The 26,674-nt window shown below is 58.9% G+C and carries 30 protein-coding genes and 1 pseudogene; 18 read left to right on the top strand and 13 right to left on the bottom strand.

Translation table 11 applies throughout. The features are described from left to right. Window positions 1-21: 21 nt before the first annotated feature. The gene (locus AC1D19_RS17270) at window positions 22-918 is read right to left on the bottom strand and encodes a LysR family transcriptional regulator (protein ID WP_477763877.1); all 897 of its coding nucleotides are present in this window, start codon (window positions 916-918) and stop codon (window positions 22-24) included. Between the two features lie 107 nt (window positions 919-1,025). Between AC1D19_RS17270 and AC1D19_RS17265 the strand changes: the two genes are divergently transcribed. From AC1D19_RS17265 to rpoS, 8 genes are all read left to right on the top strand, one after another. Beyond that, the gene (locus AC1D19_RS17265; protein ID WP_477754886.1) at window positions 1,026-2,138 is read left to right on the top strand and encodes an S-(hydroxymethyl)glutathione dehydrogenase/class III alcohol dehydrogenase; all 1,113 of its coding nucleotides are present in this window, start codon (window positions 1,026-1,028) and stop codon (window positions 2,136-2,138) included. A gap of 8 nt (window positions 2,139-2,146) precedes the next feature. Continuing rightward, window positions 2,147-2,992, top strand: a complete 846-nt coding sequence (fghA, locus tag AC1D19_RS17260) for an S-formylglutathione hydrolase (RefSeq protein ID WP_477763876.1) — start codon at window positions 2,147-2,149, stop codon at window positions 2,990-2,992. A gap of 43 nt (window positions 2,993-3,035) precedes the next feature. Continuing rightward, window positions 3,036-3,509, top strand: coding sequence for a 2-C-methyl-D-erythritol 2,4-cyclodiphosphate synthase (gene ispF / locus AC1D19_RS17255; RefSeq protein ID WP_007970721.1), 474 nt, complete (start codon window positions 3,036-3,038; stop codon window positions 3,507-3,509). After that, window positions 3,506-4,564, top strand: a complete 1,059-nt coding sequence (truD, locus tag AC1D19_RS17250) for a tRNA pseudouridine(13) synthase TruD (protein ID WP_477763875.1) — start codon at window positions 3,506-3,508, stop codon at window positions 4,562-4,564. The genes ispF and truD overlap by 4 nt, the downstream gene beginning before the upstream one ends. Then, window positions 4,552-5,301: a 5'/3'-nucleotidase SurE gene (gene surE, locus AC1D19_RS17245; RefSeq protein ID WP_477763874.1), complete on the top strand. Its 750-nt coding sequence runs from the start codon at window positions 4,552-4,554 to the stop codon at window positions 5,299-5,301. Before truD ends, surE begins: the two co-directional genes overlap by 13 nt. 41 nt (window positions 5,302-5,342) lie before the next feature. Beyond that, complete coding sequence (locus AC1D19_RS17240; protein WP_177323574.1) at window positions 5,343-5,978, top strand: protein-L-isoaspartate(D-aspartate) O-methyltransferase; 636 nt, start codon at window positions 5,343-5,345, stop codon at window positions 5,976-5,978. A gap of 212 nt (window positions 5,979-6,190) precedes the next feature. Further along, window positions 6,191-7,048 (top strand): peptidoglycan DD-metalloendopeptidase family protein, encoded by an 858-nt coding sequence (locus tag AC1D19_RS17235; protein WP_477753005.1) that lies wholly within the window; start codon window positions 6,191-6,193, stop codon window positions 7,046-7,048. A 105-nt stretch (window positions 7,049-7,153) separates the two neighbouring features. Next, window positions 7,154-8,161: an RNA polymerase sigma factor RpoS gene (gene rpoS, locus AC1D19_RS17230; RefSeq protein ID WP_108216679.1), complete on the top strand. Its 1,008-nt coding sequence runs from the start codon at window positions 7,154-7,156 to the stop codon at window positions 8,159-8,161. A gap of 471 nt (window positions 8,162-8,632) precedes the next feature. Here the strand turns inward: rpoS and fdxA are convergent, their stop codons facing one another. Together fdxA and mutS are read right to left on the bottom strand one after the other, a co-directional pair. Further along, window positions 8,633-8,971: a ferredoxin FdxA gene (gene fdxA, locus AC1D19_RS17225; protein WP_477763873.1), complete on the bottom strand. Its 339-nt coding sequence runs from the start codon at window positions 8,969-8,971 to the stop codon at window positions 8,633-8,635. 142 nt (window positions 8,972-9,113) lie between these two features. After that, the gene (mutS, locus tag AC1D19_RS17220; protein ID WP_477763872.1) at window positions 9,114-11,693 is read right to left on the bottom strand and encodes a DNA mismatch repair protein MutS; all 2,580 of its coding nucleotides are present in this window, start codon (window positions 11,691-11,693) and stop codon (window positions 9,114-9,116) included. A gap of 208 nt (window positions 11,694-11,901) precedes the next feature. Here mutS and AC1D19_RS17215 point away from each other — a divergent pair, with 208 nt between their 5' ends. The 5 genes from AC1D19_RS17215 to recX all read left to right on the top strand — a co-directional run bounded on the left by AC1D19_RS17215 (window position 11,902) and on the right by recX (window position 15,387). Then, complete coding sequence (locus AC1D19_RS17215; protein WP_477753009.1) at window positions 11,902-12,636, top strand: LexA family transcriptional regulator; 735 nt, start codon at window positions 11,902-11,904, stop codon at window positions 12,634-12,636. 172 nt (window positions 12,637-12,808) lie between these two features. Further along, entirely contained in the window at window positions 12,809-13,150 is a 342-nt protein-coding gene (locus tag AC1D19_RS17210) for a phage holin family protein (protein WP_477753002.1), read from the top strand. Between the two features lie 118 nt (window positions 13,151-13,268). Further along, window positions 13,269-13,769, top strand: a complete 501-nt coding sequence (locus tag AC1D19_RS17205) for a CinA family protein (RefSeq protein WP_056722269.1) — start codon at window positions 13,269-13,271, stop codon at window positions 13,767-13,769. A gap of 83 nt (window positions 13,770-13,852) precedes the next feature. After that, the gene (gene recA / locus AC1D19_RS17200; protein ID WP_477753001.1) at window positions 13,853-14,911 is read left to right on the top strand and encodes a recombinase RecA; all 1,059 of its coding nucleotides are present in this window, start codon (window positions 13,853-13,855) and stop codon (window positions 14,909-14,911) included. A gap of 8 nt (window positions 14,912-14,919) precedes the next feature. Continuing rightward, entirely contained in the window at window positions 14,920-15,387 is a 468-nt protein-coding gene (gene recX / locus AC1D19_RS17195; RefSeq protein ID WP_477753000.1) for a recombination regulator RecX, read from the top strand. Between the two features lie 45 nt (window positions 15,388-15,432). Here the strand turns inward: recX and AC1D19_RS17190 are convergent, their stop codons facing one another. Then, the gene (locus AC1D19_RS17190; protein WP_477752999.1) at window positions 15,433-16,551 is read right to left on the bottom strand and encodes an LOG family protein; all 1,119 of its coding nucleotides are present in this window, start codon (window positions 16,549-16,551) and stop codon (window positions 15,433-15,435) included. 481 nt (window positions 16,552-17,032) lie between these two features. On the opposite strand from AC1D19_RS17190, the gene AC1D19_RS17185 reads away from it, so the two are divergent. After that, complete coding sequence (locus AC1D19_RS17185) at window positions 17,033-17,227, top strand: hypothetical protein (RefSeq protein WP_218430242.1); 195 nt, start codon at window positions 17,033-17,035, stop codon at window positions 17,225-17,227. On the opposite strand, the gene AC1D19_RS17180 is transcribed toward AC1D19_RS17185, so the two are convergent. After that, window positions 17,228-17,650, bottom strand: coding sequence for a quorum-sensing-regulated virulence factor family protein (locus tag AC1D19_RS17180; RefSeq protein WP_007990204.1), 423 nt, complete (start codon window positions 17,648-17,650; stop codon window positions 17,228-17,230). A gap of 188 nt (window positions 17,651-17,838) precedes the next feature. Here AC1D19_RS17180 and AC1D19_RS17175 point away from each other — a divergent pair, with 188 nt between their 5' ends. The 3 genes from AC1D19_RS17175 to AC1D19_RS17165 all read left to right on the top strand — a co-directional run bounded on the left by AC1D19_RS17175 (window position 17,839) and on the right by AC1D19_RS17165 (window position 19,904). Further along, window positions 17,839-18,597 (top strand): tRNA-uridine aminocarboxypropyltransferase, encoded by a 759-nt coding sequence (locus tag AC1D19_RS17175; RefSeq protein WP_477763871.1) that lies wholly within the window; start codon window positions 17,839-17,841, stop codon window positions 18,595-18,597. A gap of 218 nt (window positions 18,598-18,815) precedes the next feature. After that, window positions 18,816-19,466, top strand: coding sequence for a response regulator transcription factor ErdR (erdR, locus tag AC1D19_RS17170; RefSeq protein ID WP_477759812.1), 651 nt, complete (start codon window positions 18,816-18,818; stop codon window positions 19,464-19,466). 75 nt (window positions 19,467-19,541) lie between these two features. Further along, entirely contained in the window at window positions 19,542-19,904 is a 363-nt protein-coding gene (locus AC1D19_RS17165) for a diacylglycerol kinase (RefSeq protein WP_477752996.1), read from the top strand. Here AC1D19_RS17165 and AC1D19_RS17160 read toward each other — a convergent pair. Continuing rightward, complete coding sequence (locus AC1D19_RS17160; protein ID WP_477763870.1) at window positions 19,901-20,827, bottom strand: LysR family transcriptional regulator; 927 nt, start codon at window positions 20,825-20,827, stop codon at window positions 19,901-19,903. The two genes, AC1D19_RS17165 and AC1D19_RS17160, sit on opposite strands and share 4 nt — an antisense overlap. 146 nt (window positions 20,828-20,973) lie before the next feature. Here AC1D19_RS17160 and fpr point away from each other — a divergent pair, with 146 nt between their 5' ends. Next, window positions 20,974-21,753 carry a ferredoxin-NADP reductase gene (fpr, locus tag AC1D19_RS17155; RefSeq protein ID WP_003443014.1) on the top strand — a complete coding sequence of 260 codons (780 nt, stop codon included), beginning with the start codon at window positions 20,974-20,976 and terminating at the stop codon, window positions 21,751-21,753. A gap of 168 nt (window positions 21,754-21,921) precedes the next feature. Here fpr and tsaA read toward each other — a convergent pair whose 3' ends face one another. From tsaA to rimO, 7 genes and pseudogenes are all read right to left on the bottom strand, one after another. Then, window positions 21,922-22,623 carry a tRNA (N6-threonylcarbamoyladenosine(37)-N6)-methyltransferase TrmO gene (gene tsaA, locus AC1D19_RS17150; RefSeq protein WP_477763869.1) on the bottom strand — a complete coding sequence of 234 codons (702 nt, stop codon included), beginning with the start codon at window positions 22,621-22,623 and terminating at the stop codon, window positions 21,922-21,924. A 121-nt stretch (window positions 22,624-22,744) separates the two neighbouring features. Next, window positions 22,745-22,834: pseudogene (locus AC1D19_RS17145) on the bottom strand (3-oxoacyl-ACP reductase); the annotation flags it as partial. Between the two features lie 52 nt (window positions 22,835-22,886). Further along, entirely contained in the window at window positions 22,887-23,024 is a 138-nt protein-coding gene (locus AC1D19_RS17140; protein WP_477763868.1) for a hypothetical protein, read from the bottom strand. Window positions 23,025-23,228: 204 nt separating this feature from the next. Next, window positions 23,229-23,696, bottom strand: a complete 468-nt coding sequence (locus tag AC1D19_RS17135) for a YehS family protein (RefSeq protein WP_477752994.1) — start codon at window positions 23,694-23,696, stop codon at window positions 23,229-23,231. A 75-nt stretch (window positions 23,697-23,771) separates the two neighbouring features. Beyond that, window positions 23,772-24,482, bottom strand: a complete 711-nt coding sequence (locus tag AC1D19_RS17130) for an rRNA pseudouridine synthase (RefSeq protein ID WP_007971163.1) — start codon at window positions 24,480-24,482, stop codon at window positions 23,772-23,774. 204 nt (window positions 24,483-24,686) lie between these two features. Then, the gene (locus tag AC1D19_RS17125) at window positions 24,687-25,160 is read right to left on the bottom strand and encodes a GNAT family N-acetyltransferase (protein ID WP_477752992.1); all 474 of its coding nucleotides are present in this window, start codon (window positions 25,158-25,160) and stop codon (window positions 24,687-24,689) included. A 111-nt stretch (window positions 25,161-25,271) separates the two neighbouring features. Beyond that, window positions 25,272-26,609: a 30S ribosomal protein S12 methylthiotransferase RimO gene (gene rimO, locus AC1D19_RS17120; RefSeq protein WP_008052161.1), complete on the bottom strand. Its 1,338-nt coding sequence runs from the start codon at window positions 26,607-26,609 to the stop codon at window positions 25,272-25,274. Window positions 26,610-26,674: the final 65 nt, after the last annotated feature.

Here is a 26,674-nt window from a genome sequence, read left to right as displayed (position 1 = left end):
GCAGGCTGCGATCTTTTGATCTTAAATCCTGTACTCCTGCCTTTCAGCCAATCCCTCCTTCAAAAAATCCACCAACTTGCGCACCTTCGGCGACAAATGCCGCTGCTGTGGATACAGCGCCCAAACCGCGGTGTTCGGTGGTTGGTGCGCTTCCAGCAACGAAATCAACGCGCCGCTATTCAAATGCTCCAGCACGTAATAGTCCGGCAACTGACACAGTCCTACGCCTTGTAGCGCGGCATCGAGTACGGCTTGCCCACTGTTGCAGCGCCAGTTTCCTTGCACTCGTTGCGAAAATTCCCTCCCGTTCTGCTCCAGTTGCCAGAGGTCCGAGCTGCCGATTAGGCAGTTGTGGCGACTCAGCTCCGACAGACTGTGCGGGCGACCGTAGCGCTCAAGGTAGGACGGCGATGCGCAGAGAAACATACGCCGTGGCGCGAGGCGGGTGGCGACCAGTCGCGAATCTTGCAAACGCCCGAGGCGGATCGCCAGATCGAGGCCTTCGTGCACCAGGTCAAGCTGACGATTGGTCAGTTCGATGTCGATGCGCAGTTGCGGATACAGCCCCATGAAGCGGGTCACCAGCGGCACGATGAAGCGCTCGCCGTAAGCCACGGCGCAGGTCATGCGCAGCATGCCCTTGGGTTCGCTGGTCAGGTCGCCCACCGCGCGCAAGGCCTCTTCGCGGCCGTCCTGCAATCGCTGGCAATGTTGCAGGAAGGTTTGCCCTGCTTCGGTCAGCGTGACCCGGCGAGTACTGCGGTAGAGCAGACGGGTTTGCAGACGTTCTTCGAGGCGTACGATTTGTCGACTGATATGGGAGGAAGAAACCCCCAGGCGTTGCGCGGCAGCGGTGAACTGGCTGCATTCGGCAACGGCGACAAACTCGTCGATCCCTTCCCAGCGATTTTCGGACATCAATGATTATCCCTGTACGGCAATAATATTTTGCATTTACATCGATTATTCATCGTTGAGCCATGTATTACACTCCCTGTCTCGTTTTAATTCACTGGAGAGCCATCATGATCAAGTCGCGCGCCGCCGTTGCCTTCGAGGCCAAGAAGCCCCTCGAAATCGTTGAAGTCGATGTTGCCATGCCCAAGGCCGGCGAAGTCTTGCTGCGCGTGGTGGCCTCCGGTGTCTGCCATACCGATGCCTACACCTTGTCCGGTGCCGACCCGGAAGGCATCTTCCCGTCGATCCTCGGCCATGAGGGTGGGGCGATCGTGGAAGCCATCGGCGAGGGCGTGACTTCCGTTGCGGTGGGCGACCATGTGATCCCGCTGTACACCCCGGAATGCCGTCAGTGCAAATTCTGCCTGTCGGGCAAAACCAACCTCTGCCAGGCGATTCGTGCGACCCAGGGCAAAGGCTTGATGCCGGATGGCACTTCGCGCTTTTCCTACAAAGGCGAAACGATTTTCCACTACATGGGCACCTCGACTTTTTCCGAATACACCGTGCTGCCAGAAATCTCCGTCGCCAAAATTCCTAAAGAAGCACCGCTGGAAAAAGTCTGCCTGCTGGGTTGTGGCGTCACCACTGGCATCGGCGCGGTAATCAATACCGCCAAGGTCAAACCGGGTGACACCGTCGCCATCTTCGGCCTGGGCGGCATCGGTCTGTCGGCTGTGATTGGCGCGGTCAAAGCCAAGGCAGGGCGGATCATCGCCATCGACATCAACCCGGCCAAGTTCGAGATCGCCAAACAATTGGGCGCTACCGATTGTGTAAACCCGAAAGACTTCGATCGTCCGATCCAGGAAGTCATCGTCGACATGACCGACGGCGGCGTGGACTTTTCCTTCGAGTGCATCGGCAACGTGCAGCTGATGCGCGCGGCGCTGGAGTGCTGCCACAAGGGCTGGGGCGAGTCGGTCATCATCGGTGTTGCCGGTGCTGGTCAGGAAATCTCGACACGTCCGTTCCAGTTGGTCACCGGCCGCGTCTGGCGCGGTTCGGCGTTCGGTGGCGTGCGTGGCCGTACCGAGTTGCCGAGCTATGTGGAAATGGCCGAGACCGGTGAGATTCCGCTGGATACCTTCATCACCCACACCATGGGCCTGGAAGATATCAACAAGGCGTTTGACCTGATGCATGAAGGAAAAAGCATCCGCTCCGTCATCCATTTCTGAGGTCCGCCATGAGCCTGGAAAACATCTCCTGCCAGAAAAGCTTCGGCGGCTGGCACAAGCGCTATCGCCATCGCTCCGAAGTGCTCGGCTGCGACATGGTGTTCGCCGTCTACCTGCCACCGCAGGCGGAGCAGGGTGGCAAGCTGCCGGTGTTGTACTGGTTGTCCGGCCTGACCTGCACCGACGAGAACTTCATGCAAAAGGCCGGCGCCATGCGCATGGCCGCCGAGTTGGGGCTGATCATCGTCGCGCCGGACACCAGCCCTCGCGGTCCCGAAGTGCCGGGAGATCCGGATGGCGCCTGGGACTTCGGCCTCGGCGCCGGGTTTTACCTGAACGCCACCCAGGAACCCTGGTCGCGCCACTATCGGATGCATGACTATGTCGTGCAGGAATTGCCGACTTTGGTCGAAGCCCATTTCCCTGCTTCCGACAAACGCGGCATCAGCGGTCATTCCATGGGTGGCCACGGTGCGCTGGTCTGCGCATTGCGCAATCCGGGGCGCTATCTGTCGGTGTCGGCGTTCTCGCCAATCAACAATCCGATGGATTGTCCGTGGGGGCAGAAAGCGTTCTCCCGCTATCTGGGAGAGGACCGTTCGAAATGGCGCGAATGGGATGCCTGCGCGTTGATTGCCGAGGCTGATGAAAAGCTGCCACTGCTGGTCGACCAAGGCGATCGCGACGATTTTCTCGCCAACCAACTCAAGCCGGACGCCTTGCAACAGGCGGCCAAACTGGCCGGTCATGCGTTGAGGTTGCGTCTGCAACCCGGCTATGACCACAGCTATTTCTTCATCGCCAGTTTCATTGACGATCACTTGCGGCATCACGCGCATGCTCTAGGTGCCTAATGCAGGTAGAATCACGCCCTGACAAAAATCGGGGCGTTTTTTTATGCGTATTGGCCACGGCTATGATGTGCACCGTTTCGCTGAAGGCGATTTCATCACTCTGGGCGGCGTGCGCATTGCACACAGCTTCGGGCTGCTCGCTCACTCTGACGGTGACGTCCTCTTGCACGCCTTGAGCGATGCCTTGCTCGGCGCCGCGGCGCTGGGCGACATCGGCAAGCATTTCCCGGATACCGACCCGCAATTCAAGGGCGCCGACAGCCGTGCGCTGTTGCGTCATGTCGTTGCACTGGTCCATGCCAAAGGCTGGAAAGTCGGCAACGTCGATAACACCATCGTCGCCCAGGCGCCGAAAATGGCCCCGCATATCGAATCGATGCGCGCGCTGATTGCCGCGGATCTTCAAGTAGAGTTGGATCAAGTGAACGTGAAAGCTACCACCACCGAAAAGCTCGGCTTTGTCGGTCGCGAAGAAGGCATTGCCGTGCACTCCGTTGCCTTGTTGCTGCGCGCATGAACGAACTGCAACTGCTCGGCCCGCGGGCCTATGGTGAGCCCCTCGGCACCGCGGTACTGAAAGCCATCGCGGAAGATTTCCAGGTCGACGAAGTCCTCGACATCCCCCTGAGTGGCGAAGGCGAACACTTGTGGATCTGGGTGGAAAAGCGCGGTCTGAACACAGAAGAAGCGGCACGGCGGATTGCCAAGGCAGCAGGTGTGCCATTGCGCACAGTCAGCTATGCCGGGCTCAAGGATCGTCAGGCGTTGACTCGCCAGTGGTTCAGCGTGCAACTGCCGGGCAAGGCCGACCCCGATCTGTCGGCCGCGCAAAACGATACGCTGAAGATCCTCAAGACCGCCCGCCACAAGCGCAAACTGCAACGCGGTGCGCACTCAGCCAACGGTTTTACGTTGCGCCTGACTCAATTTGCCGGTGACAAGCCTGCTCTTGAACAGCGACTGCAACTGATTGCCAAACAAGGTATCCCCAATTATTTCGGCGCCCAGCGTTTCGGCCATGACGGTGGCAACGTCGTCGACGCACGCGCCTGGGCCGCGCGCAAGGCCTTGCCGGAGCAGCGCAATGTGCGCTCGCGTCTGCTTTCCACGGCGCGCAGTTTTCTGTTCAATCAAGTGCTGGCCGCACGTGTTGCCGATGGCACCTGGCAGCGTGCCCTGGTGGGCGATCTGCTGGCATTCACCGACAGTCGTAGCTTTTTCCCGGCAGGCGAAGCCGAGTGCAGCGACCCGCGCCTGGCGATTCTCGATCTGCACCCGACCGGTCCGCAGTGGGGCGAAGGTGACTCGCCGGCCACTGGCGTTGTCCATGAACTGGAGCAGGCCATCGCCGCACGCGAAGCGGATTTGCGTGACTGGTTGATCAACGCCGGTATGAGCCACGAACGTCGCATCCTGCGGCTGCCCATTGGCGGGCTGACGTGGCATTATCCCGAGCCTGACATTCTGCAACTGGAATTCATCCTGCCGGCCGGATGCTTCGCCACCGTATTGGTGCGTGAGCTTGTTGATCTGGTGCCGGTGGGGCAGACGGACAGCCCATGCGTATTCTGATTTCTAACGACGATGGGGTAACCGCACCCGGTCTCGCCGCGCTTTATGCTGCGCTGGCGGATTACACCGAATGCGTGGTTATCGCCCCGGACCAGGACAAAAGCGGCGCCAGCAGTTCGCTGACGCTCGACCGTCCGTTGCACCCGCAAACCCTGGCCAACGGCTTTATCAGCCTCAACGGCACACCCACCGATTGCGTGCACCTGGGCCTCAACGGCCTGCTGGAGCGCGAAGCGGACATGGTGGTTTCCGGGATCAACTTGGGCGCGAACCTGGGGGACGATGTCCTGTATTCCGGCACGGTGGCGGCGGCCCTTGAGGGGCGTTTCCTGAAACACCCTTCGTTTGCCTTTTCGCTGGTCTCACGCCAGGTAGACAACCTTCCCACAGCTGCCCATTTCGCGCGCAAACTGGTCGAAGCCCATGCTGACCTGGATCTGCCACAGCGTACGGTACTGAACGTGAACATTCCCAATTTGCCGCTGGACCGTATCCGCGGTATCCAGTTGACCCGCCTGGGCCATCGCGCCCGTGCCGCGGCACCAATGAAAGTGGTGGATCCGCGGGGCAAGTCCGGTTACTGGATCGCGGCGGCCGGGGATGCCGAAGACGGTGGCCCGGGTACCGATTTCCATGCAGTGATGCAGGGTTATGTTTCGATCACGCCGCTGCAACTGGATCGCACGTTCAATGATGCCTTCAGAAGTCTGGATGGCTGGCTGGAGGGACTGCGCTGATGGGTCGCGAACAAGACGATATGCTGCGTCGCGGCATCGGCATGACCTCCCAGCGAACCCGGGAGCGGCTCATCCAGCGCCTGTACGAAGAAGGTATCTCCAACGCCAGGGTGCTGGAGGTCATTCGCCGGACCCCGCGCCACCTGTTCGTCGACGAAGCGCTGGCGCATCGTGCTTATGAAGACACAGCGCTGCCGATCGGCAATAACCAGACTATCTCCCAGCCATATATGGTGGCGCGCATGAGCGAGCTGCTGCTGGAGGCAGGTCCCCTCGACAAGGTGCTGGAGATCGGCACCGGCTCGGGTTATCAGACGGCGGTGCTGTCGCAACTCGTCGAGCGTGTGTTCTCGGTCGAGCGCATCAAGGTTTTGCAGGATCGTGCGAAGGAACGTCTGGTCGAACTGAACCTGCGCAACGTGGTGTTCCGCTGGGGCGATGGCTGGGAGGGCTGGCCGGCACTGGCGCCGTACAACGGGATTATCGTCACTGCAGTGGCGACCGATGTGCCCCAGGCATTGCTTGACCAGTTGGCACCGGGAGGCCGAATGGTGATCCCTGTCGGGTCCGGAGAAGTCCAGCAATTGATGCTGATCATTCGCGAGGAACAGGGTTTTTCCAGGCATGTTCTGGGTGCTGTACGCTTCGTGCCATTGCTCAATGGGCCACTGGCCTGAGCATTTGTTTCGGCACGCTGAATTCTCTGCGATTGCCTTTGTCTTACAGCGGCATCGTGCGGTTAAACGGGATTCATCGTCAGGCAGCAAACGTGTGCGCGACACCGATTCGCTACATTAAAGGTAAAGCGTGCACGGCCCGTTATACTTGCGACAGTTCATTGCCGGACTCCGGCATTTCACATTTTCAGCCACCACAGAGGGAGCGGCGGGTGAGTCTCACAGTCATTGCGCAGCGAATGAGTAAAACGAGCTTTCAGCGCCTGGTGACTGGCCTTGTCTTGAGCACCTTGCTGGTCGGTTGTTCCAGCAACAAATCCAGCGATGTTCGTGTCGTGGACCGCAACAATGCCGCGCCACAGCGACCGGTCGTGACCACCGGACAATACGTCGTTCGGCCCAAGGACACCCTGTTCTCCATCGCCTTTCGTTACGGCTGGGACTACAAGGCCCTGGCGGCACGCAATAACATTCCTGCGCCCTACACCATCCATCCGGGTCAGACGATTCGCTTTGATGGTCGCACTGATTCAACGTCGACGGCGGTGGTCAGTTCGTCCAGTTCAACACCTTCGTCGTCGAGTAAAACCACGGTCATCCGTCGCTCGGCAAACGGTACGACCACCAGTACAACGACGGTTGTACCGTCCGTCGCGAACAAGCCTGCACCCGCTCCATTGCCCCCTCCCGGACCAGCCCCGACCGGCTGGGGATGGCCATCTAATGGCATTCTTATCGGGAAATTCTCTTCAAACGGTAGTTTGAATAAAGGAATTGATATCGCCGGAGATTTGGGACAGCCTGTTTTAGCTGCGTCTGATGGGACGGTGGTGTATGCCGGGAGTGGCTTAAGGGGCTACGGCGAATTAGTGATCATCAAACACAGTGAAACCTACGTCAGTGCCTACGGACATAACCGCAGGCTGTTGGTTCGGGAGGGGCAGCAGGTCAAGGTTGGACAGACAATTGCCGAAATGGGGTCAACGGGTACAGACCGGGTGAAACTGCATTTTGAGATTCGCCGCCAGGGTAAACCTGTAGATCCGCTGCAATTCCTGCCACGTCGTTGATCGCTTACCAGCCTGTTCCGTCGCGTAGAGGGGACAGGCTCCAGCGTTGCCAGGGAGAAAGGCGCCGCTTGAGCTTGAGGTCGAACTCACCAAAGGACTATAACAATGGCTCTCAGTAAAGAAGTGCCGGAGTTTGACATCGACGATGAGGTTCTCCTGATGGAGAGCAGCATCGATATGGATTCGATGTCGAATGATGAAGGGGCGGCTCCACCTTCCGTTCGTGCCAAATCCAAACACTCCGCATCGTTGAAACAACACAAGTACATTGACTACACGCGGGCACTTGATGCCACGCAGCTGTATCTCAATGAAATTGGTTTCTCTCCCCTGCTGTCACCCGAAGAAGAAGTTCATTTTGCGCGCCTGTCGCAAAGTGGCGATCCGGCCGGGCGCAAACGCATGATTGAAAGTAACCTGCGGCTGGTGGTGAAAATCGCCCGACGCTACGTCAATCGTGGGTTGTCGCTGCTGGACCTGATCGAAGAGGGCAACCTCGGCTTGATCCGGGCGGTGGAGAAGTTCGATCCGGAACGCGGTTTCCGCTTCTCGACCTACGCGACCTGGTGGATTCGCCAGACCATCGAACGCGCAATCATGAATCAGACCCGGACCATCCGGTTGCCGATCCATGTGGTCAAAGAGCTGAATGTGTACCTGCGGGCCGCGCGGGAGCTGACGCAAAAACTCGACCATGAACCCTCACCCGAAGAAATCGCCAACCTGCTGGAAAAGCCGGTGGGAGAGGTCAAGCGTATGCTCGGCCTTAACGAACGGGTTTCTTCGGTCGACGTCTCGCTGGGTCCGGACTCGGATAAAACCCTGCTTGATACCCTGACTGACGACCGTCCAACCGATCCATGCGAACTGTTGCAGGACGACGACCTGTCCCAGAGCATCGATCAATGGCTCTCGGAGCTGACCGACAAACAACGCGAAGTGGTAGTACGCCGCTTCGGCTTACGCGGTCATGAAAGCAGCACCCTTGAAGATGTGGGCCTGGAGATCGGCCTGACCCGGGAACGGGTCAGACAGATTCAGGTGGAAGGCTTGAAGCGGCTGCGCGAGATCCTGGAAAAAAATGGTCTGTCGAGCGAGTCGCTGTTCCAATAAGGCGCTCACTGCGATGGCATAAAAAACCCCGACCGGCTCGGGGTTTTTTATTGTCTGGTCTGGGGATCGAATCCCCTCGGGATTTTGGTTTCGTGCTGTAAGCCTTGGCTTACTCTTGCGTAAGTGTTCGTTATTTTTACACTCTGGCAGTCGCCTATGTTGAGCGCTATTTTCCTCTATATTTTTGATTTATATAACTATTTTTTATTATTAATGATGTGTGACAGTTGGAGTTCGCGCCAAGGGGCGATTGATCCCGCAGGGGAAAGCTCTAGTATTCAGGTTGTGTCGACGGACAGACACGGCCTTCAAGGATGAGGGATATGGATATCGCAGGACGCGATTCATCAGGACGATGAAAAGGAACACAGGGAATAGGGAAAAAATGTGGGCGGGTCAAACCGCCCCTTTTTTTGCCTGCAAAAAAGCAAAAAGGCCCTTTTGGGGCCTTTTACAGGAACGCGGGGGTAATCAGCGTTCGAGGTCTTTGAGCTTGTTGCCAACAGATTTTTTGATGACGCGATCAAACTCTTCTGCATCAGGCAACGATTCTTTCTTCTCGGTGATGTTCGGCCAGATATCGGCCAACTCAGCGTTCAGCTCGATGAAGTTTTCCATGCCGGCCGGAACCTCATCTTCGGAGAAGATAGCCACGGCAGGGCATTCAGGTTCGCACAGCGCGCAATCGATGCACTCATCCGGGTGGATCACCAGGAAATTCGGGCCTTCGTAAAAGCAGTCCACCGGACAGACTTCTACGCAGTCGGTGTACTTGCACTTGATGCAGTTGTCGGTGACGACGAAGGTCATTTCTAATTTTCTCCTCAGGTGCGGCTTGCTGCGCCCCTTCTCGTAGGGGTCGCCAGGTTCGGGAGCGATAGTCTGCTAGCCAGGCTATTAGCCAGCAGCATCCCAAACCGCGCGAGATTCTAACAGCTTGCAAGCCGCTGCGTTAGATCCGTGTCTTAAGTGTATAGAGCATTTCGAGAGCACGACGTGGCGTCATGTCGTCCAGGTCGAGCTTGGCCAGGTCATCCAGCACCGGATGCGGCAGGCTGGCAAACAGGTCGCTTTGCTGCGGTGCCGCCGGTTTGCCTTTGGCCGGTGCCGGTGCTTCATGGGGCAGGGCGGTGTCTTCCAGGCGGCTCAAGTGCTCGCGAGCACGGGTGATGACTTCACTCGGTACGCCCGCCAGCTGCGCAACGGCCAGGCCATAACTCTGACTGGCCGGCCCGGGCAGAACGTGGTGCAGGAACACGATGCGTTCATTGTGCTCGGTGGCATTGAGGTGCACGTTGGCCACCAGTGGCTGGGCTTCCGGCAGGACGGTCAGTTCAAAGTAGTGGGTGGCGAACAGCGTGTAGGCACGCAGATGCGCCAGGCGTTCGGCCGCCGCCCATGCCAGGGAAAGACCGTCGAAGGTGCTGGTGCCGCGCCCGACTTCGTCCATCAGAACCAGGCTGCGCTCGGTGGCGTTGTGCAGAATGTTCGCGGTTTCGCTCATTTCCACCATGAAGGTCGAACGCCCGCCGGCCAGGTCATCGCTAGAGCCGATCCGGGTGAAGATGCGGTCGACCAGCGACAGTTCGCAACTGGCCGCTGGCACGAAGCTGCCGATATGCGCCAGGAGCACAATCAAGGCGGTCTGACGCATGTAGGTGGATTTACCGCCCATGTTCGGACCGGTGATCACCAGCATGCGGGTGTTGTCGTCCAGGCTCAGGTCGTTGGCCACGAATGGCGTGGTCAGCACTTGTTCGACCACCGGGTGACGACCCTGGCTGATGCGCATGCACGGTTCGCTGACGAAGCGCGGGCAGTTCAGGTCGAGGTTCAGCGCACGCTCGGCCAGGTTGCTCAACACGTCCAGCTCGGCCAGGGCGCCGGCGGTGTCCTGCAAGGGTGGCAGCTGGGCGATCAGGTCTTCGAGGAGTGCTTCGTACAGCATCTTCTCGCGGGCCAGGGCACGGCTCTTGGCCGACAATGCCTTGTCTTCGAACGCTTTGAGTTCCGGTGTAATGAAGCGCTCGGCACCTTTGAGCGTCTGGCGGCGAATATAGTCGGCAGGTGCCGATTCTGCCTGCTTGCTTGGCAACTCGATGAAGTAACCGTGGATGCGGTTGTAACCGACCTTCAGGTGCGACAGGCCGGTGCGGGCCTTTTCCCGTGCCTCGAGGTCGATCAGGAATTGCCCGGCGTTTTCGCTGAGCGACTGCAGTTCGTCGAGTTCGCTGTCGTAGCCGGTTTTCAGCACGCCGCCGTCACGAATGACTGCGGGCGGGTTGTCGATGATGGCTTTTTCCAGGAGTGCCGCCAGTTCCGGGTAGGTGCTGGTGATGGTCCCGAGTTGCTGGAGGTGCGGGGCTTCGAGCTCCGTCATTGCCACTTGCAGTTCGGGCAGTGCGCCGAGGGCGTCACGCAAACGGGCGAGGTCGCGCGGGCGGGCATTGCGCAGACCGATCCGCGCAAGAATCCGCTCGATGTCACCGATTTCCTTGAGTTGCGGTTGCAGTCTTTCGAAGCGGTAACCGTCGAGCAGGCAAGTGATCGAGGTCTGACGCGCCAACAGCACCGTCAAATCGCGTAACGGGCGATTCAGCCAGCGGGTCAGCAGTCGACTGCCCATGGCGGTCTGGCAACGGTCCACCACCGATTGCAGGGTGTTGTCGCGGCCGCCGGCCAGGTTGGTGTCGAGCTCCAGGTTGCGACGGCTGGCGCCATCGAGCACCACGGTGTCGTCCAGGCGCTCATGACGCAGGCTGCGCAAATGGGGCAGGGCGGTGCGCTGGGTTTCCTTGGCGTAGGCCAGCAGACAACCGGCGGCGCCGATGGCCAGGGTCAGGTTTTCGCAGCCAAAGCCTTTGAGATCCTGGGTCGAGAATTGCTGGCACAGGCTTTTGAGCGCCGAATCGCGCTCGAAATCCCAGGGGGCGCGGCGACGCACGCCACGGCGTTTTTCCGCCGGCAAGTCCTTGGGCCAGTCATCCGGGATCAGCAGTTCCACCGGGTTGACCCGCTCCAGTTCTGCCAGCAGGTTTTCCCAACCCTTGATTTCCAGCACGCTGAAGTTGCCGCTGGTGATGTCCAGCACCGCCAGGCCGAACAGGCGCTCATCGCCCAGGACGGCGGCGATCAGGTTGTCCCGACGCTCGTCGAGCAGCGCCTCGTCACTCACCGTCCCCGGCGTGATGATGCGCACCACCTGCCGCTCCACCGGCCCTTTGCTGGTGGCCGGGTCGCCGACCTGCTCGCAGATCACCACCGATTCGCCAAGCTTCACCAGTTTTGCCAGGTAACCCTCAGCAGCGTGGTAAGGAATTCCGCACATCGGAATCGCCTGGCCAGCCGACTGCCCGCGGGCCGTCAGGGTGATGTCCAGCAACTTGGCGGCCTTCTTCGCGTCTTCATAGAAGATCTCGTAGAAGTCGCCCATGCGGTAGAACATCAGCTGGTCCGGGTGCTGGTTTTTCAGGCGCCAGTACTGCTGCATCATCGGGGTGTGGGAGGACAGGTCGGAGACGGCTTTATTCATCGGATTGTCAGGAAGCTCGTTGAAAGAGATGGGGCAAAAGCGGGGCAACGGCCGGGCTTTTCCGCGATGGGCGCAAGGTTACCATGGGCGGTCTACCCGACGCAGGCATCACGGCCGGGTGACTTCCTTTGCCATTTAAAATCTGGATATGCATGACTTATGCAAATCGGCATTGTCTTCTTCGAGAAGAGCAAGCACTATGCGCGTTATGCAAAAACGCAACGTATCTACCGTATTAAGAGCATTGCTCGATCAGCACGGGATCTCCCCCACGGAGCTTCACCGTCGAACCGGCGTGCCTCAATCCACGCTCTCGCGCATTCTCAGCGGGAAGATCGTCGATCCTTCGGACAAACATATTTCGAAGATCGCCGAGTATTTCTCCTTGAGTACCGACCAGTTGCGTGGCCGCGCGGACGTCTCGTCTGCCGCAAATGCCGGGCGCGCTCCAGTGCATTCGGAACTCAAGGATATAAGTCTGTGGGATGACGATACCCCTGTCGATGACGACGAGGTGTCGGTCCCCTTTCTTCGCGAGGTTGAATTGGCCGCGGGATCAGGAAGATTCGTCATCGAAGAAAGCGAGCGCTCTAGCCTGCGCTTTGGCAAGCGAAGCCTGCGCCATAACGGTGTGCAGTTCGACCAGGCAAAATGCGTGACAGTACGGGGCAACAGCATGTTGCCGGTACTGCGCGACGGCGCCACGGTCGGGGTCAATGCCGGCAAGTGCGGCATTGGCGATATCGTTGACGGCGACCTTTATGCAATCAATCACAACGGTCAATTGCGGGTGAAGCAGCTGTATCGCCTGCCGTCCGGGATTCGCTTGCGCAGCTTCAATCGTGATGAGCATCCGGACGAAGATTACACCTTTCAGGAAGTCCAGGAGGAGCCGATTGTTATCCTGGGGCATGTCTTCTGGTGGGGCATGTACGCCCGCTGACACTCCCGGCGTTCAGATAAAGCCCGCTTCCCGAGCGGGTTTTTTTTGCGTGCTGAAAGCATTGGATGACATTTTCAATGCGTTAATGCATTGACTGACTATGCATCAATGCATAATCTGATGCCTGTCTATTCAAGAACGCGGTGTGACCGTTCACTCAAGGAGGCATGAAATGACCGCTGAGCAATATGCGTTGCTGGACATGCCTCTGTGGCTGGTCATCAGCCTGCCAATACTTGGTGGCGTTACCGGTGAAATGTGGCGTGCCGACAAAGAGGGCGTTCGTGGCTGGCCCCTTGTCCGGCGCCTGAGCCTGCGGTCCGGCTCCAGCATGATCTGCGGCGCCTCGGTCATCATGCTGCTGCACGCCGCCAATGTTTCCATCTGGGCTGCCTGTGCGGGTGGCTGTTTAGCGGCGATGGCCGGGACAGAAGTGGTTCTAGGGTTGTATGAGCGTTGGGTGGCCAAGCGTATGGGGGGCGGACATGTTCCGCCCGGCGACGTGGAAGATTGATTCTCCGACAGTCCCTTTCCAGAGCCTCTGATTCCTTACATTTTGATCGGCCCTGTCGCTTGCAAGTGCGGTCTGCTCGTGTACGGTTAACCTCATCCCGCCCGATCAGGAGATGACCGTGAACGAAATCACCCAGCTCGCCGCCGAACTCGGCAGACGCTTGCAGGTTCTCAATGCCCACGTCACCACGGCGGAGTCCTGCACCGGCGGAGGCATCGCCGAGGCTATTACCCGTATCCCCGGGAGTTCGGCCTGGTTCGAGGCCGGTTATGTCACCTACTCCAACCGGCAGAAAACCCTGCAACTGGATGTCCCGGTGGAGTTGTTCACCACCGTGGGCGCGGTCAGCCGCGAGGTGGTCGAGGCCATGGTCCGGGGGGCGCAGAAGAAAAACAGCGCGTATTTCTCCGTCGCGGTCAGTGGCATCGCCGGTCCGGATGGTGGAACGGCGAACAAGCCGGTTGGCACGGTATGGCTGGCCTGGGGCGTCGGAGACCAGGTGTTCTGTGAGCGGCAGCACTTCCCGGGTAATCGCGATGACGTCCGCCGACAAACGGTGAAGGCCGCGCTAGAGGGGCTGCTGCGGTATGCCGCGGCAGAAATCTCAAATCAGGGGTAGGCGATCCGGAATCGCTGTGGAATAATACTGGCTACTTATACAGGTGTTGGCCGTCAGGCCTTATTGATTACGTGAGGACTTTAATGGACGACAACAAGAAGAAAGCCTTGGCTGCGGCCCTGGGTCAGATCGAACGTCAATTCGGCAAGGGTGCCGTAATGCGTATGGGCGATCAGGACCGTCAGGCGATCCCGGCCATCTCCACGGGCTCTCTGGGTCTGGACATTGCTCTCGGCATCGGCGGTCTGCCAAAAGGCCGTATTGTTGAAATCTACGGTCCTGAATCTTCCGGTAAAACCACGCTGACCTTGTCCGTGATCGCCCAGGCTCAAAAAGCCGGCGCGACCTGCGCATTTGTCGACGCCGAACACGCCCTCGACCCTGAGTACGCCGGCAAGCTGGGCGTCAACGTCGACGACCTGCTGGTTTCCCAGCCGGACACCGGTGAACAGGCTCTGGAAATCACCGACATGCTGGTGCGTTCCAACGCGGTTGACGTGATCATCGTCGACTCCGTGGCCGCCCTGGTGCCAAAGGCTGAAATCGAAGGCGAAATGGGTGACATGCACGTGGGCCTGCAAGCCCGTCTGATGTCCCAGGCGCTGCGTAAAATCACCGGTAACATCAAGAACGCCAATTGCCTGGTGATCTTCATCAACCAGATCCGTATGAAAATCGGCGTGATGTTCGGTAGCCCGGAAACCACCACCGGTGGTAACGCGCTGAAGTTCTACGCATCGGTTCGCCTGGACATCCGCCGCACTGGCGCGGTGAAAGAAGGTGATGAAGTCGTCGGTAGCGAAACCCGCGTCAAGGTTGTGAAGAACAAAGTGGCTTCGCCGTTCCGTCAGGCCGAGTTCCAGATTCTTTACGGCAAGGGCATCTACCTCAACGGTGAGATGATCGACCTGGGTGTTCTGCACGGTTTCGTCGAGAAGTCCGGTGCCTGGTATGCCTATGAAGGCACCAAGATCGGTCAGGGCAAGGCCAACTCGGCCAAGTTCCTGGCAGACAACCCGGAAGTCGCGGCAAAGCTGGAGAAGCAACTGCGTGACAAGCTGTTGTCGCCTGCATCGGTAGCAGACGCCAAAGCTTCTGCGGTCAAAGAGACCGAAGTCGACCTGGCTGACGCTGATATCTGATCGAAGCGATGACCGCCGTACTCGATACACTCGTCGCGGTGCGGCGAACCGCAATGGACCTGCTCGCACGACGCGAGCACGGTCGTGTCGAGCTGACGCGTAAACTGCGTCAGCGCGGCGCCCTCCCTGAAATGATCGAAACAGCACTCGACCGGTTGACAGAAGAGGGGTTGTTGTCCGAAGCCCGTTACCTCGAAAGTTTCGTTTCCTACCGCGCCCGTTCCGGTTATGGCCCTTTGCGCATTCGTGAAGAGCTGGGCCAGCGCGGCCTGCAGCGCACCGATATTGAACTCGCCCTGCGTGAGAGCGGTATCGACTGGCAGGAGCAACTGGCCGATACCTGGCGGCGCAAGTTCTCCGGGCAATTGCCGACGGACGTCCGGGAGCGAGCCAAACAAGGCCGGTTCCTGGCGTATCGGGGATACTCCATGGAAATGATCAATCGCCTGTTCAGCGGTCGAGGAATGGATGATTGAACTGAAACGGCCCGCTATTTCGATAGCGGGCCGTTTTTTTATGCCTCAGGAAACCTTTGACGGCTCCCGCGTGCGTTGTTGTACCTGGGGTTTTGATTGTGCCCAGTTTTCCGGCAGGTTGATGTAGTCCACAAGTTCGCGCAGACGACCATGATTGCGGGCGTTGAAGTTGAAGACCAGCCGCGCCAGATGGCTGAACTCGGCTTCGTTGTGTTCTTCACCACTGTAAGCATGCTGATGGAAGTGATCGCTCAGGCACAGGTCGGCGAAAGCCTCCTGCATGTGTTCGAGTGCGTGGTCGCTGAGTGTGTGATTCATGCGAATCAGGAACTGATGCTTGAGCCAGCGACTGGAGTGGAAGTTGCTGTAGAACTGGTTGATGTGCTCTACCGCTTCTTCGACGTTGTAGACCAGTTTCACCAGCTTCATGTCAGTGGGCAGGATGTAGTGGTTTTCCTCCAGTTGCTGGTGAATGAAGTCCAGTGCGCCTTGCCAGAATTTGCCGCCCGGCGTGTCCAGTAGCACCACTGGCACCAATGGACTCTTGCCGGTCTGGATCAACGTCAGCACTTCCAGCGCCTCATCCAGCGTACCGAAGCCGCCGGGGCACAGCACCAGGGCGTCGGCTTCCTTGACGAAGAACAATTTGCGGGTGAAGAAGAAATGGAAGGGCAGCAGGTTGGTCGTGCCGTCGACAGTGGGGTTGGCATGTTGCTCGAAGGGCAGCGTGATGTTGAACCCCAGGCTGTGTGTCAGGCCAGCGCCATCATGGGCGGCGGCCATGATGCCGCCACCAGCGCCGGTAATGACCATCATGTCCGAGCGCGCCAGCGCAGCGCCGAGCTCCCGGGCCATGCTGTAGAGCGGATGTTCGGTGGGGGTGCGGGCCGAGCCGAAAACGGTGACTTTGCGTCGCCCCTTGAATTGTTCGAGTACGCGGAAAGCCTGTTCCAGTTCGCGCAGGGCTTGCAGGGTGATTTTGGCATTCCAGCGGTTGTGGTCTTCCTGGGCCATGCGCAGCACGGTCAGGATCATGTCGCGGTAGATCGGGGTGTTCGGGCTGTTGGGTGAAATCAGCTTGAGCTGTTCTTCGACCTTGCTGATGAGGTCATGGCCGCTTTCTTCAAAATGACGGCTCAGGAGGTCATTCGGTTGGTAAGGCATTCAACTTCTCCTTCTGCACAGAACCCTCGGCCCGACAACGTAAGTCGGTGCCACGACACTTCATGTGTCGCTGTCTGCCCAGGCCCATGCCTGGGCGATCTACTTGACCCGAAAGGTATCGGATCATCCAAACAGGCTCTGTTTTTCCCTTGGATGAAAGAAACGTTCGCACAACACGACAAGCGACGGCCAGCCCCTTTCCAGCCTGAAAAAGTGAACGTGGATACCCTGAAATCTAGACCTTCACAGTGATTTGCGCTGTCTTGATCATTGCGCCACAAAGTCTTTCCTGGCAACCGCTTATTGACGATTTGCAAGGTGCTTTCACCGCTCGTCTGAACGTACGTCGCATGTGCGGCACTCTGATTTACTAAGTTACAGGTGTCACACGACAACTTTGCGTCAACGACAGGGCGCACGGTACAAGCGGTTCAAGGATTTATCGCTCAAACATGAGTGAAGTGCAGGGAGGCGGGAAACCATGACCAGAGTCGTTCTGGAGATCGATACGCAACTGTATCGATTGCTGAAGTCATCAGCCGAGACCCATCATTTGAGTCTCGAAGAGGAGTGCTGCCGGCGTTTGCGCGGTGGCGAACGCCGTTCGCATTACTTGCAGGCGCTGCTGGCGGAATTGCGCGCCGAAGATGAACAACGGCGCGCCAATTCCCGGTGATTACTTTTTCTTCTTGGCCGGTTGCAGGCAATCCGACTCCTGGAAGCTTGCGGAGCCGACCGGGCGGTTGGTCTTCACCTCGGTGAAGTCGTAACGCATGATCGCCCCCTTGGCCATCAGCTTGCGAAACCCTTCGTTTCTGCAGACAGAAGCGCCCAACTGGAAGTACACCGCTTTCGGGTCTGCACGCATCTTGTCGGCGTGGCTGCTCTGCACGCTCAGATGGTTGATCAGCTGTTTGCCTTCAACGGTGTAGCCTTGATCGAGTATGTCTTCGTTGATCGCTCGTGGAGTGCCGACGCTGCTCTGGGTGGCGACGTTTTGCAGCATTTTGTTCAGTTCCGTGTCTTTCAGGGACGCAGCCTGAGCATTGAAGGACGACGCCAGCAAAATGGCCGCGGTAGGAACGATAAGGCGCAGCATGAAACTCTCCTGGTTCAGTGATGGGGGTTGGACCCGTCACGTGGCTGTGCGTTCAGTGGCGTCGAATTATAGGGGAGGCGGGCTGGACGGTACAGGCTTGCGCCGGGCGGTCTGGTAAACTGCTGGCACTTTTCACCCTGTCGAGTGTTTTTCGTGTCGATTTCCCTTCTCTGTGGGCGTTGCCCGCTATGAGTCATGCCCCCGCGCGCTTTGCCTTGAATGCCGTAGCCCGCTTGCGCGATCAGCGCGAGGAGGAGGGCATCAAGCCGATTCAGGCCCGCGGCTGGCGCGCGCCGCGTTGCCGCGACTGCCGGGTGATCGAGAGTCACTGCCTGTGTGCATGGCGTCCGCAGGTCGCTACCCGCTCCGGCGTGTGCCTGATCATGACCAACAAGGAAGTGTTCAAGCCGAGCAACACCGGTTGGCTGATCGCCGACGTGGTACCTGACAACCATGCCTTCATCTGGTCCCGTACCGAGGTCGATCCAAAGTTGCTGGCGCTGTTGTCCGACCCGCAATGGCAGCCTTACCTGGTGTTTCCGGGTGAGTACGTCGAGCCCGAGCGTGTGACAAACAGCGTGGATGTCGATGGCACGAAGCGTCCATTGTTCATTCTGTTGGATGCGACCTGGACCGAAGCGCGGAAGATCTTTCGCAAGAGCCCCTATTTCGATCGATTGCCGATCCTCAGCCTGCTGCCGGAGAAACTCTCCCGCTACCGGTTGCGCCGCTCGACTCGCAGCGAGCATCTGTGCACGGCGGAAGTGGCGGCGCTGTGCCTCGACCTTGCAGGCGATGTAACCGCAGCTTCGGCGCTGGATGCCTATTTTGATGTGTTCAGCCAGCATTACCTCGACGCCAAACATCAGTTGGACATGAACGTTTCGACCCCGGCGCACGCCGAGTTGATGCCCTATGTGCAGCCGGTCACTCCGTTGATGGGCTGATTGTTGCGCATTCTGCAATAACGTGTACCGGCCATGCTGCTTGACCACCCCGGCTTCGCTGGGCATGCTTGGCGCCGATCTGGGTGCGGCCAGAGTTTGCAACGTCGTTTTTTGCGTTGAGCGTGCTTTGTTGGTGCGGCTCCGTGGCTGTACCTTGAGTTGCTCTGGCGAAGCCCGAATGCATCGGGCGTCCCATGAAAAACAGGATCATTTGAAAAATGGCCACATACGAAATCCTGATTGCCGATGACCACCCACTTTTTCGTAGTGCCTTGCACCAAGCGCTGACCCTGAGCCTTGGCCCGGATGTCCGTCTGGTGGAAGTGGCGAGCATCGCCGAACTGGAAGTGCGCCTGACGGAAAAATCCGATTGGGATCTGGTGCTGCTGGACCTGAACATGCCGGGAGCCTACGGTTTTTCCGGACTGGTCCTGCTGCGCGGTCAGTATCCGCAGATTCCAGTAGTCATGGTTTCGGCCCAGGAAGAGCCGACCATCATGGTCAAGTCTCGTGAGTTCGGCGCCAGTGGCTTCATTCCCAAATCCAGCGACTTGAGTGTGATCCAGAAAGCCGTGCGTGCGGTTCTCGATGGCGACGTGTTCTGGCCGCCGCAGGCGTTCGAAGCGGTCAGCGTCTCGGATGAAGCCAAGGCAGCCAGCGAAGGCCTTGCCAGCCTGACGCCGCAGCAATTCCGGGTGCTGACCATGGTCTGCGAAGGCTTGCTGAACAAGCAGATCGCCTACGAGCTGAGTGTTTCCGAGGCGACGATCAAGGCGCATGTCACCGCGATTTTCCGTAAACTGAATGTACGGACCCGGACCCAGGCCGCGCTGCTCTTGCAACAACTTGAGTCAATTTCCAGCCATTAAAGGCTGGCAACTTCACGCTTTTTTGACTTTGGTTGATCTAGCTTTCCTACTTCTTTTTTGTCAGTTGCCCACTCTATGTCACCTTTCAAAGGCCAGACCGGTCTGAAACGTATTCTCAATGCCTCCAGTTATTCGCTGGACGGCCTGCGCGCAGCCTTCACCGGTGAAGCCGCCTTTCGGCAATTGGTATTGCTCAACGTCATCCTGATTCCCCTTTCGTTCTTCCTGAATGTCAGCCGGGTCGAACGGGCGTTGTTGATCGCGGTATGCCTGCTGGCGTTGATCGTCGAGTTGCTCAACTCGGCAGTGGAAGCGGCCATCGACCGCATTTCCCTTGAGCGGCACCCGCTGTCCAAGAATGCCAAGGACATGGGCAGTGCCGCCCAGTTCGTGGCATTGAGCATGATTGCCCTGGTGTGGGCGGTAATTCTGCTCTAGGCGATCGTCGGCAGCACGATCTCGTCGCTGCGCTGAACCCCGGCGGTGAAGGCGCGGCACAGATCGAGGAACTCGCGCATCGCCGAGGTCTGATACTTCTGTTTATGCCAGATGAAATAAAACTGTCGCGCCAGATCCAGATCCGGCGTCTCGACAGGCACCAGGCTGCCGCGGCGGAATGCGTCGCGCAAAGCCAGCCTGGAAATGCAGCCAATCCCCAAACCTGACTCCACCGCGCGCTTGATCGCTTCGGTGTGCTCGAGCTCCAGGCGAATGTTTAATGAAGTGCGGTGATGGCGCATGGCTTGATCGAAGGTCAACCGCGTGCCTGAGCCTTGTTCGCGCAAGATCCAGGCTTCGTGACTCAACTCATCCATGGTGGCCGTGCCGCGCTTGGCCAGCGGATGCTGAGGGGCGCAAAACACCACCAGTTCGTCCTCGACCCAGCTTTGTACTTCGATGTCCGGGTGGCTGCAGTCGCCTTCGATTAGACCCAGATCAATTTCATAGTGGGCCACTTGTTGCACGATATTGGCAGTGTTCTGCACGTGCAGTTTCACCTGGCTTTCCGGATGGCGCTGCATGAAGCTGCCGATCAGCAGGGTGGCCAGGTAATTGCCGATGGTCAGGGTCGCGCCCACGGCCAGCGAGCCGAAACCGGACTTGCCGTTGAGCAGATCTTCGATTTCCTTGGCCTGGTCCAGCAGGGCGACAGCTTGCGGCAACAGTTGTTTGCCGAGCGCGTTGAGGCTCAGGCGTTTGCCGGCGCGGTCGAACAACTGGCAGCTGCACTGGCGCTCCAGCTCGGTGATCGAGGTGCTCGCCGCCGACTGCGAGAGGTTGAGCAGGCCCGCGGCACGGGATACGCTTTCCTGCTGGGCGACGGAGACGAATACTTGAAGTTGACGGAGAGTAAATCGCATATCTATATAACCGATAACCCTTATCTTAATAATCCATTTAACAGATATTGTCTCTGCCTTTAGAATGCGATGCAATTGCGCAGAGCTGGCTTTCTTTGCAGAGCACGCCGAACACGCGCAGACAAATCTCCAGGAGTCCCACGTACATGAGCAACATGAACCACGAGCGTGTCCTCAGTGTTCACCACTGGAACGACACTCTGTTCAGCTTCAAGTGCACCCGTGATCCGGGCCTGCGCTTCGAGAACGGTCAGTTCGTGATGATCGGCCTGCAACAGCCCAACGGCCGCCCGCTTATGCGCGCTTACTCGATTGCCAGCCCGAACTGGGAAGAGCATCTCGAGTTCTTCAGCATCAAGGTGCCTGATGGTCCGCTGACTTCGCAGTTGCAGCATCTGAAGGAAGGCGACGAGATCATCATCAGCAAGAAGCCTACCGGCACGCTGGTACTGGATGACTTGAAGCCTGGCAAACATTTGTACCTGCTCAGCACCGGTACCGGTCTGGCGCCGTTCATGAGCGTTATCCAGGACCCGGAAACCTACGAGCGTTTCGAGAAAGTGATCCTGTGCCACGGCGTGCGTTACGTCAACGAAGTCGCTTACCGCGAGTTCATCACCGAGCACCTGCCGCAGAACGAATTCTTCGGCGAAGCACTGCGTGACAAGTTGATCTACTACCCGACCGTGACCCGCGAGCCGTTCGAGAACGAAGGTCGCCTGACCGACCTGATGCGCAGCGGCAAGCTGTTCAGCGACATCGGCCTGCCACCGATCAACCCGCAGGACGACCGCGCCATGCTGTGCGGCAGCCCGAGCATGCTCGACGAGACCAGCGAAGTGCTGAACAGCTTCGGCCTGAAGGTTTCGCCGCGGATGCGCGAGCCGGGTGATTACCTGATCGAGCGTGCGTTCGTCGAGAAGTAAGAAGCGCGCAACACTGAAAAGCCCCCATTGTCTTCACAGGCAATGGGGGCTTTTTCGTGCCGGACACAAACCTTGTAGGAGCTGTCGAGTGAAACGAGGCTGCGATCTTTTGATCCTGTTTTTTAAAGCAACATCAAAAGATCGCAGCCTCGTTTCACTCGACAGCTCCTACACGTTGGATATGGGAATGACTTCCAGGACGCGGATCAGCTCCGGTGTCGGGTAATGCCAACGCACATCCAGATCCCAGAACTGCGCGCCGTATTCCCGCTCGGGTGCAGGCGTTTGATAGGCCGGGCGTGGATCCTGCGCCAGACATTGTTCGATCAGCTCAACCAAAGGCTCTTCCAGGCGCTGGGCATGCCCCTGAGCCTGTTGCAGTGCTGTATCCGTCCACTGCACGGGGATCAGCTGCGGCGCGGCGCTGGCGATGCTGTTGGTGGCTGTATCGATGATGTCGGCGTAGGGCACGTAGGGTTTGATGTCGAGAACCGGCGTGCCATCCAGCAGATCGATGCCCGAGATCCACAAGCGGTTGGCTTCGACCTTGTCCAGTTTCACCACTGACTGCCCGATGCCATTGGGACGGTGGGTGGCGCGGGTAGCGAACACGCCCATGGATTTGTTGCCGCCGAGACGAGGAGGGCGGACCTTCAAGCGAGGCTTTTCTTCCAGGGCCTGGTGGAACAGGAACAACAGCCATACATGGCTGACCTGCTCCAGGCCCTGTACAGCGTCCCCTTGATCGAACGGTGCCACCAGTTCCAGCACGCCACGGGCGGCCGGGGCCAGTTGCGGCTGGCGCGGAATGGCGAACTTCTCCTTGAAGCAGGAGCGCACGAAGCCGATGGGGGAAACGCTGTAGGTCATGGTTTGAGGTCGAGGTGGATTTAGATAGGGCATGATGCCGTAAAGATCAAAAGATCGCAGCCTGCGGCAGCTCCTACAGAGGAATTCGTTCGGCGTAGGAGCTGCCGCAGGCTGCGATCTTTTAAAGGCTGAATCCGCCATCCAGGGGAATGATATTCCCGGTCATGTAGGCCCCGGCAGTACTCGCCAGACTGATCGCCAGCGCCGCTACCCCTTGATAGGGTAGCTCTCCAGCAGTGCGCCGCAGGTGGTGCTGGCATTGTTCACCAGAATGTCCAGATGAGTGATCTGCTCGCCCAGGCGCCCGCCTCGAGATAGGCCTTGGCGATCATTTTACCGGTGCCGCGGGTGCCACCGGTCATCTGGGCAGTGCGGCCTTGCAGGGAAAAGTAGGGATGCATGGCGAATCCTGAGAGCTGAGGTCTTTACACCCTGGTCGTCAGCCGCGGTCAGCGGAGCCACTATTTTTGCACGGAATGAGCGGGCATAGCGCCATGCGGGAACTGCGATGTGGCGTTCCGACTAGCCAGCGAAGGATGAGGGAACACCGCGTTCATACAGTCGGTACGCGTTATCGTTTGCGACCTTCGCTGGCAAGCCAGCTCCTACAGGCGAACGCGCAGGGTCAGGCCCTTGAGGAAATTGCGCAGCAACTGGTCGCCGCACGGGCGATAGTTGGTGTGGCCGAACTTGCGGAACAACGCGCTCAGTTCAGGCTTGGACACCGGGAACTCGGCGGCCTTGAGGATCGCGTGCATGTCGTCCTCTTTCAGCTCGAACGCCACCCGCAGCTTTTTCAGGATGATGTTGTTGGTCACCGGCACTTCGATCGGCTGCGGCGGACGGCTTTCGTCCTTGCCACGCTTGAAGATCACCAGACCGTCGAGGAAATGCGCCATGACTTCGTCCGGGCAGCGTACGAAGCCTTCCTCGTCTTCTTCTTTCTTGTCGAGGTAGGTCAGCAGGTCCGGCAGGGTCACGTTCAGGCCGCCGAGCTTGATGATCTCGATGACTTTCTTGTCGCTGATGTCGAGCATGTAGCGCACGCTGCGCAGTACGTCGTTATGAATCATGTGTGCAGTCCTGATATTCAGCTGTGGGCGTCGCGGCCAGGCGCGGCGCCGAAATGTGTGGCGGCGAGAAAAGCCTTAGAACTTCTCTTTGCCGGACAGGTAGCGCCATTGCCCCACCGGCACTTTGCCGATGGACACGCCGCCGATGCGGATGCGACGGATGGCGACGACCTTGAGGCCGACCGCCTGGCAAAGCAGGGCGATGATGCCCGGTTGCGGGTTCTTCATGGCAAAGCGCAGGCGGTTTTCGTTCTGCCAGCTGGCCTTGACCGCGGGCAATTCCTTGCCCTTGTAGGTCAGGCCGTGGTTCAGACGGTTGAGGCCGTGAGCCACCATCTCGCCTTCAACCTCGACCACATATTCTTGCTCGATCTTGCTGGAGTCAGCGGTGAGTTTGCGCAGGATTTTCCAGTCCTGGGTGAACACCAGCAGACCGCTGGCGTTGGCCTGCAGGTCGGTACTGGCGGTCAGGCGCAGGAAGTGCCCGCGCAACGGGCGCTTGCCGTAGCGGTGTTCTTCGCTCAGGGTTTCGGCGCCGAGGGTGGCCATGGCGGTATCTGCGTCCATGCCGGCGGGCACATTGAGCAGCAGGGTCACTGGTTCCGGTGCGGTGGCCTTGGCTTCGGGATCAAGCTCGACTTTCTGGGTGTCGACCTTGAATTGCGGCTCGTCGATGACCACACCGTCGACGGTGACCCAGCCGCCCTCGATGAACAGCTCAGCCTCCCGACGGGAACAGCCGACGAGTTCGATGAGACGTTTGGAGAGACGAATCGGGTCAGTCATGTCAGGGCCGTAACAAAAAAGGGGTGGGCATTGTACCTGCCTGGCGCCGGTTAATCCCGGTTCCATTTACACCGTAGAGCTTTTTGTAGGCGCTGGCTTGTCGGATCGCCGCACCGCAGCGAAAGCAGTGTGTCTGTGAAAACAATGCTGGATGTGCCGACGTCTTCGCTGGCAAGCCAGCTCCTACAGTTGTTCCGTGTTGTGTCAGCCATGTTGGGAGTGTTGCTGATTTTGGCGCATACGCATGTGCAACAACGGATACGGCTGCCCCATGCCATCGACCTCCGAGCGACCGATGACCTCAAAGCCCTGCTTGAAGTAAAAGCCCAGGGCTTGCGGGTTCTGTTCGTTGACGTCCAGTTCGTCGGCGTTCAGGTGTTCCAGGGCATAGCGCAACAATTTCTTGCCCAGGCCCTGGCCGCGATGGTCGGGGTCGATGAAGAGCATTTCGATCTTGCCGGCCGCGACGCCGGCGAACCCGGTGATGCGTTGGTTCGAATCCTTGGTGCAGATCAGCATCACCGCGTCGAGGTAGCGGGTCAGCACCAGGTTTCTCAGCAGTTTGATGTAGCTGTCCGGCAGAAAGTCGTGGGTAGCGCGTACCGAGGCCTCCCAGACCCGGGTCAATTCTTCGTAGTCGCCGAGTTTCGGCGTGTGGATGACCGAATGCTGACGCATGCCTGTCTGCCCCTGATGCGTGAGTGATGTGAGTCCGTTCAATCTCAAACGATAGCCGTAAAAAAGCCCCGCATCTCGTCAAGAGAGCGGGGCTTTGCGTATTTTTTGCGTTTAGATCTGTTCAGCCCACAGGTCGTATTCGTCGGCGTCGGTCACTTTGCACCAGACCTTGTCGCCCGGCTTGAGGTTGCTGCCGTTGTCGATGAATACGTTACCGTCGATTTCCGGAGCATCGAAGAAGCAGCGGCCGACCGCGCCTTGCTCGTCGACTTCATCGACCAGCACTTCGATCTCGCGGCCGATGCGCATTTGCAGGCGCGCCGAGCTGATGGCCTGCTGGTGCGCCATGAAGCGCTCCCAGCGGTCCTGCTTGACGTCATCCGGAACAACTTCCAGGTCCAGGTCATTGGCCGGTGCACCTTCTACCGGCGAGTACTGGAAGCAGCCGACGCGGTCGAGCTGGGCTTCAGTCAGCCAGTTCAGCAGGTACTGGAAGTCTTCTTCGGTTTCGCCCGGGAAGCCGACGATGAAGGTCGAACGGATGATCAGGTCCGGGCAGATTTCGCGCCAGTTCTTGATCCGTGCCAGGGTCTTGTCTTCGAAAGCCGGGCGTTTCATCGACTTCAGCACTTTCGGGCTGGCGTGCTGGAACGGGATGTCCAGGTACGGCAGGATCTTGCCGGCGGCCATCAGCGGGATCAGCTCGTCAACGTGCGGGTACGGGTAAACGTAGTGCAGGCGAACCCAGACGCCGAGGGTGCTCAGGGCTTCGCAGAGTTCGGTCATGCGGGTTTTCACCGGCGCGCCGTTCCAGAAACCGGTGCGGTATTTCACGTCGACGCCATAGGCGCTGGTGTCCTGGGAGATCACCAACAGCTCTTTGACACCGGACTTGACCAGGCGCTGGGCCTCGTCGAGCACGTCGCCCACCGGACGGCTGACCAGTTTGCCGCGCATCGACGGGATGATGCAGAAGCTGCAGCTGTGGTTGCAGCCTTCGGAAATCTTCAGGTAGGCGTAGTGGCGCGGGGTCAGCTTGATGCCTTGCGGCGGCACCAGGTCGATCAGCGGGTTGTGGTCTTGGCGTGGCGGCACGACTTCGTGCACCGCGTTGACCACTTGCTCGTACTGCTGCGGACCGGTCACGGCCAGCACGCTCGGGTGTACGTTGCGAATGTTGCCTTCTTCGACGCCCATGCAGCCGGTCACGATGACCTTGCCGTTTTCCTTGATGGCTTCGCCGATCACTTCAAGGGACTCGGCCTTGGCCGAATCGATGAAGCCGCAGGTGTTGACGACTACGACGTCGGCGTCCTGGTAGGTGGACACCACGTCATAGCCTTCCATGCGCAGCTGGGTAAGGATGCGCTCGGAGTCGACCAGTGCTTTGGGGCAACCCAGGGATACGAAGCCAACCTTTGGATTGGCCGGCGCAGGAGTGGTGGACATGTCTAACCTCGGTATTTTGTGACGCCGCTTGCCGGGCAGGGCAAAACCGACGGACGGGCGCTTGA

The organism is Pseudomonas sp. P1_C12, assembly GCF_056406435.1.
Note: the sequence above shows the minus strand (reverse complement) of the source record. Positions and strands in the feature narration are given on the sequence as shown.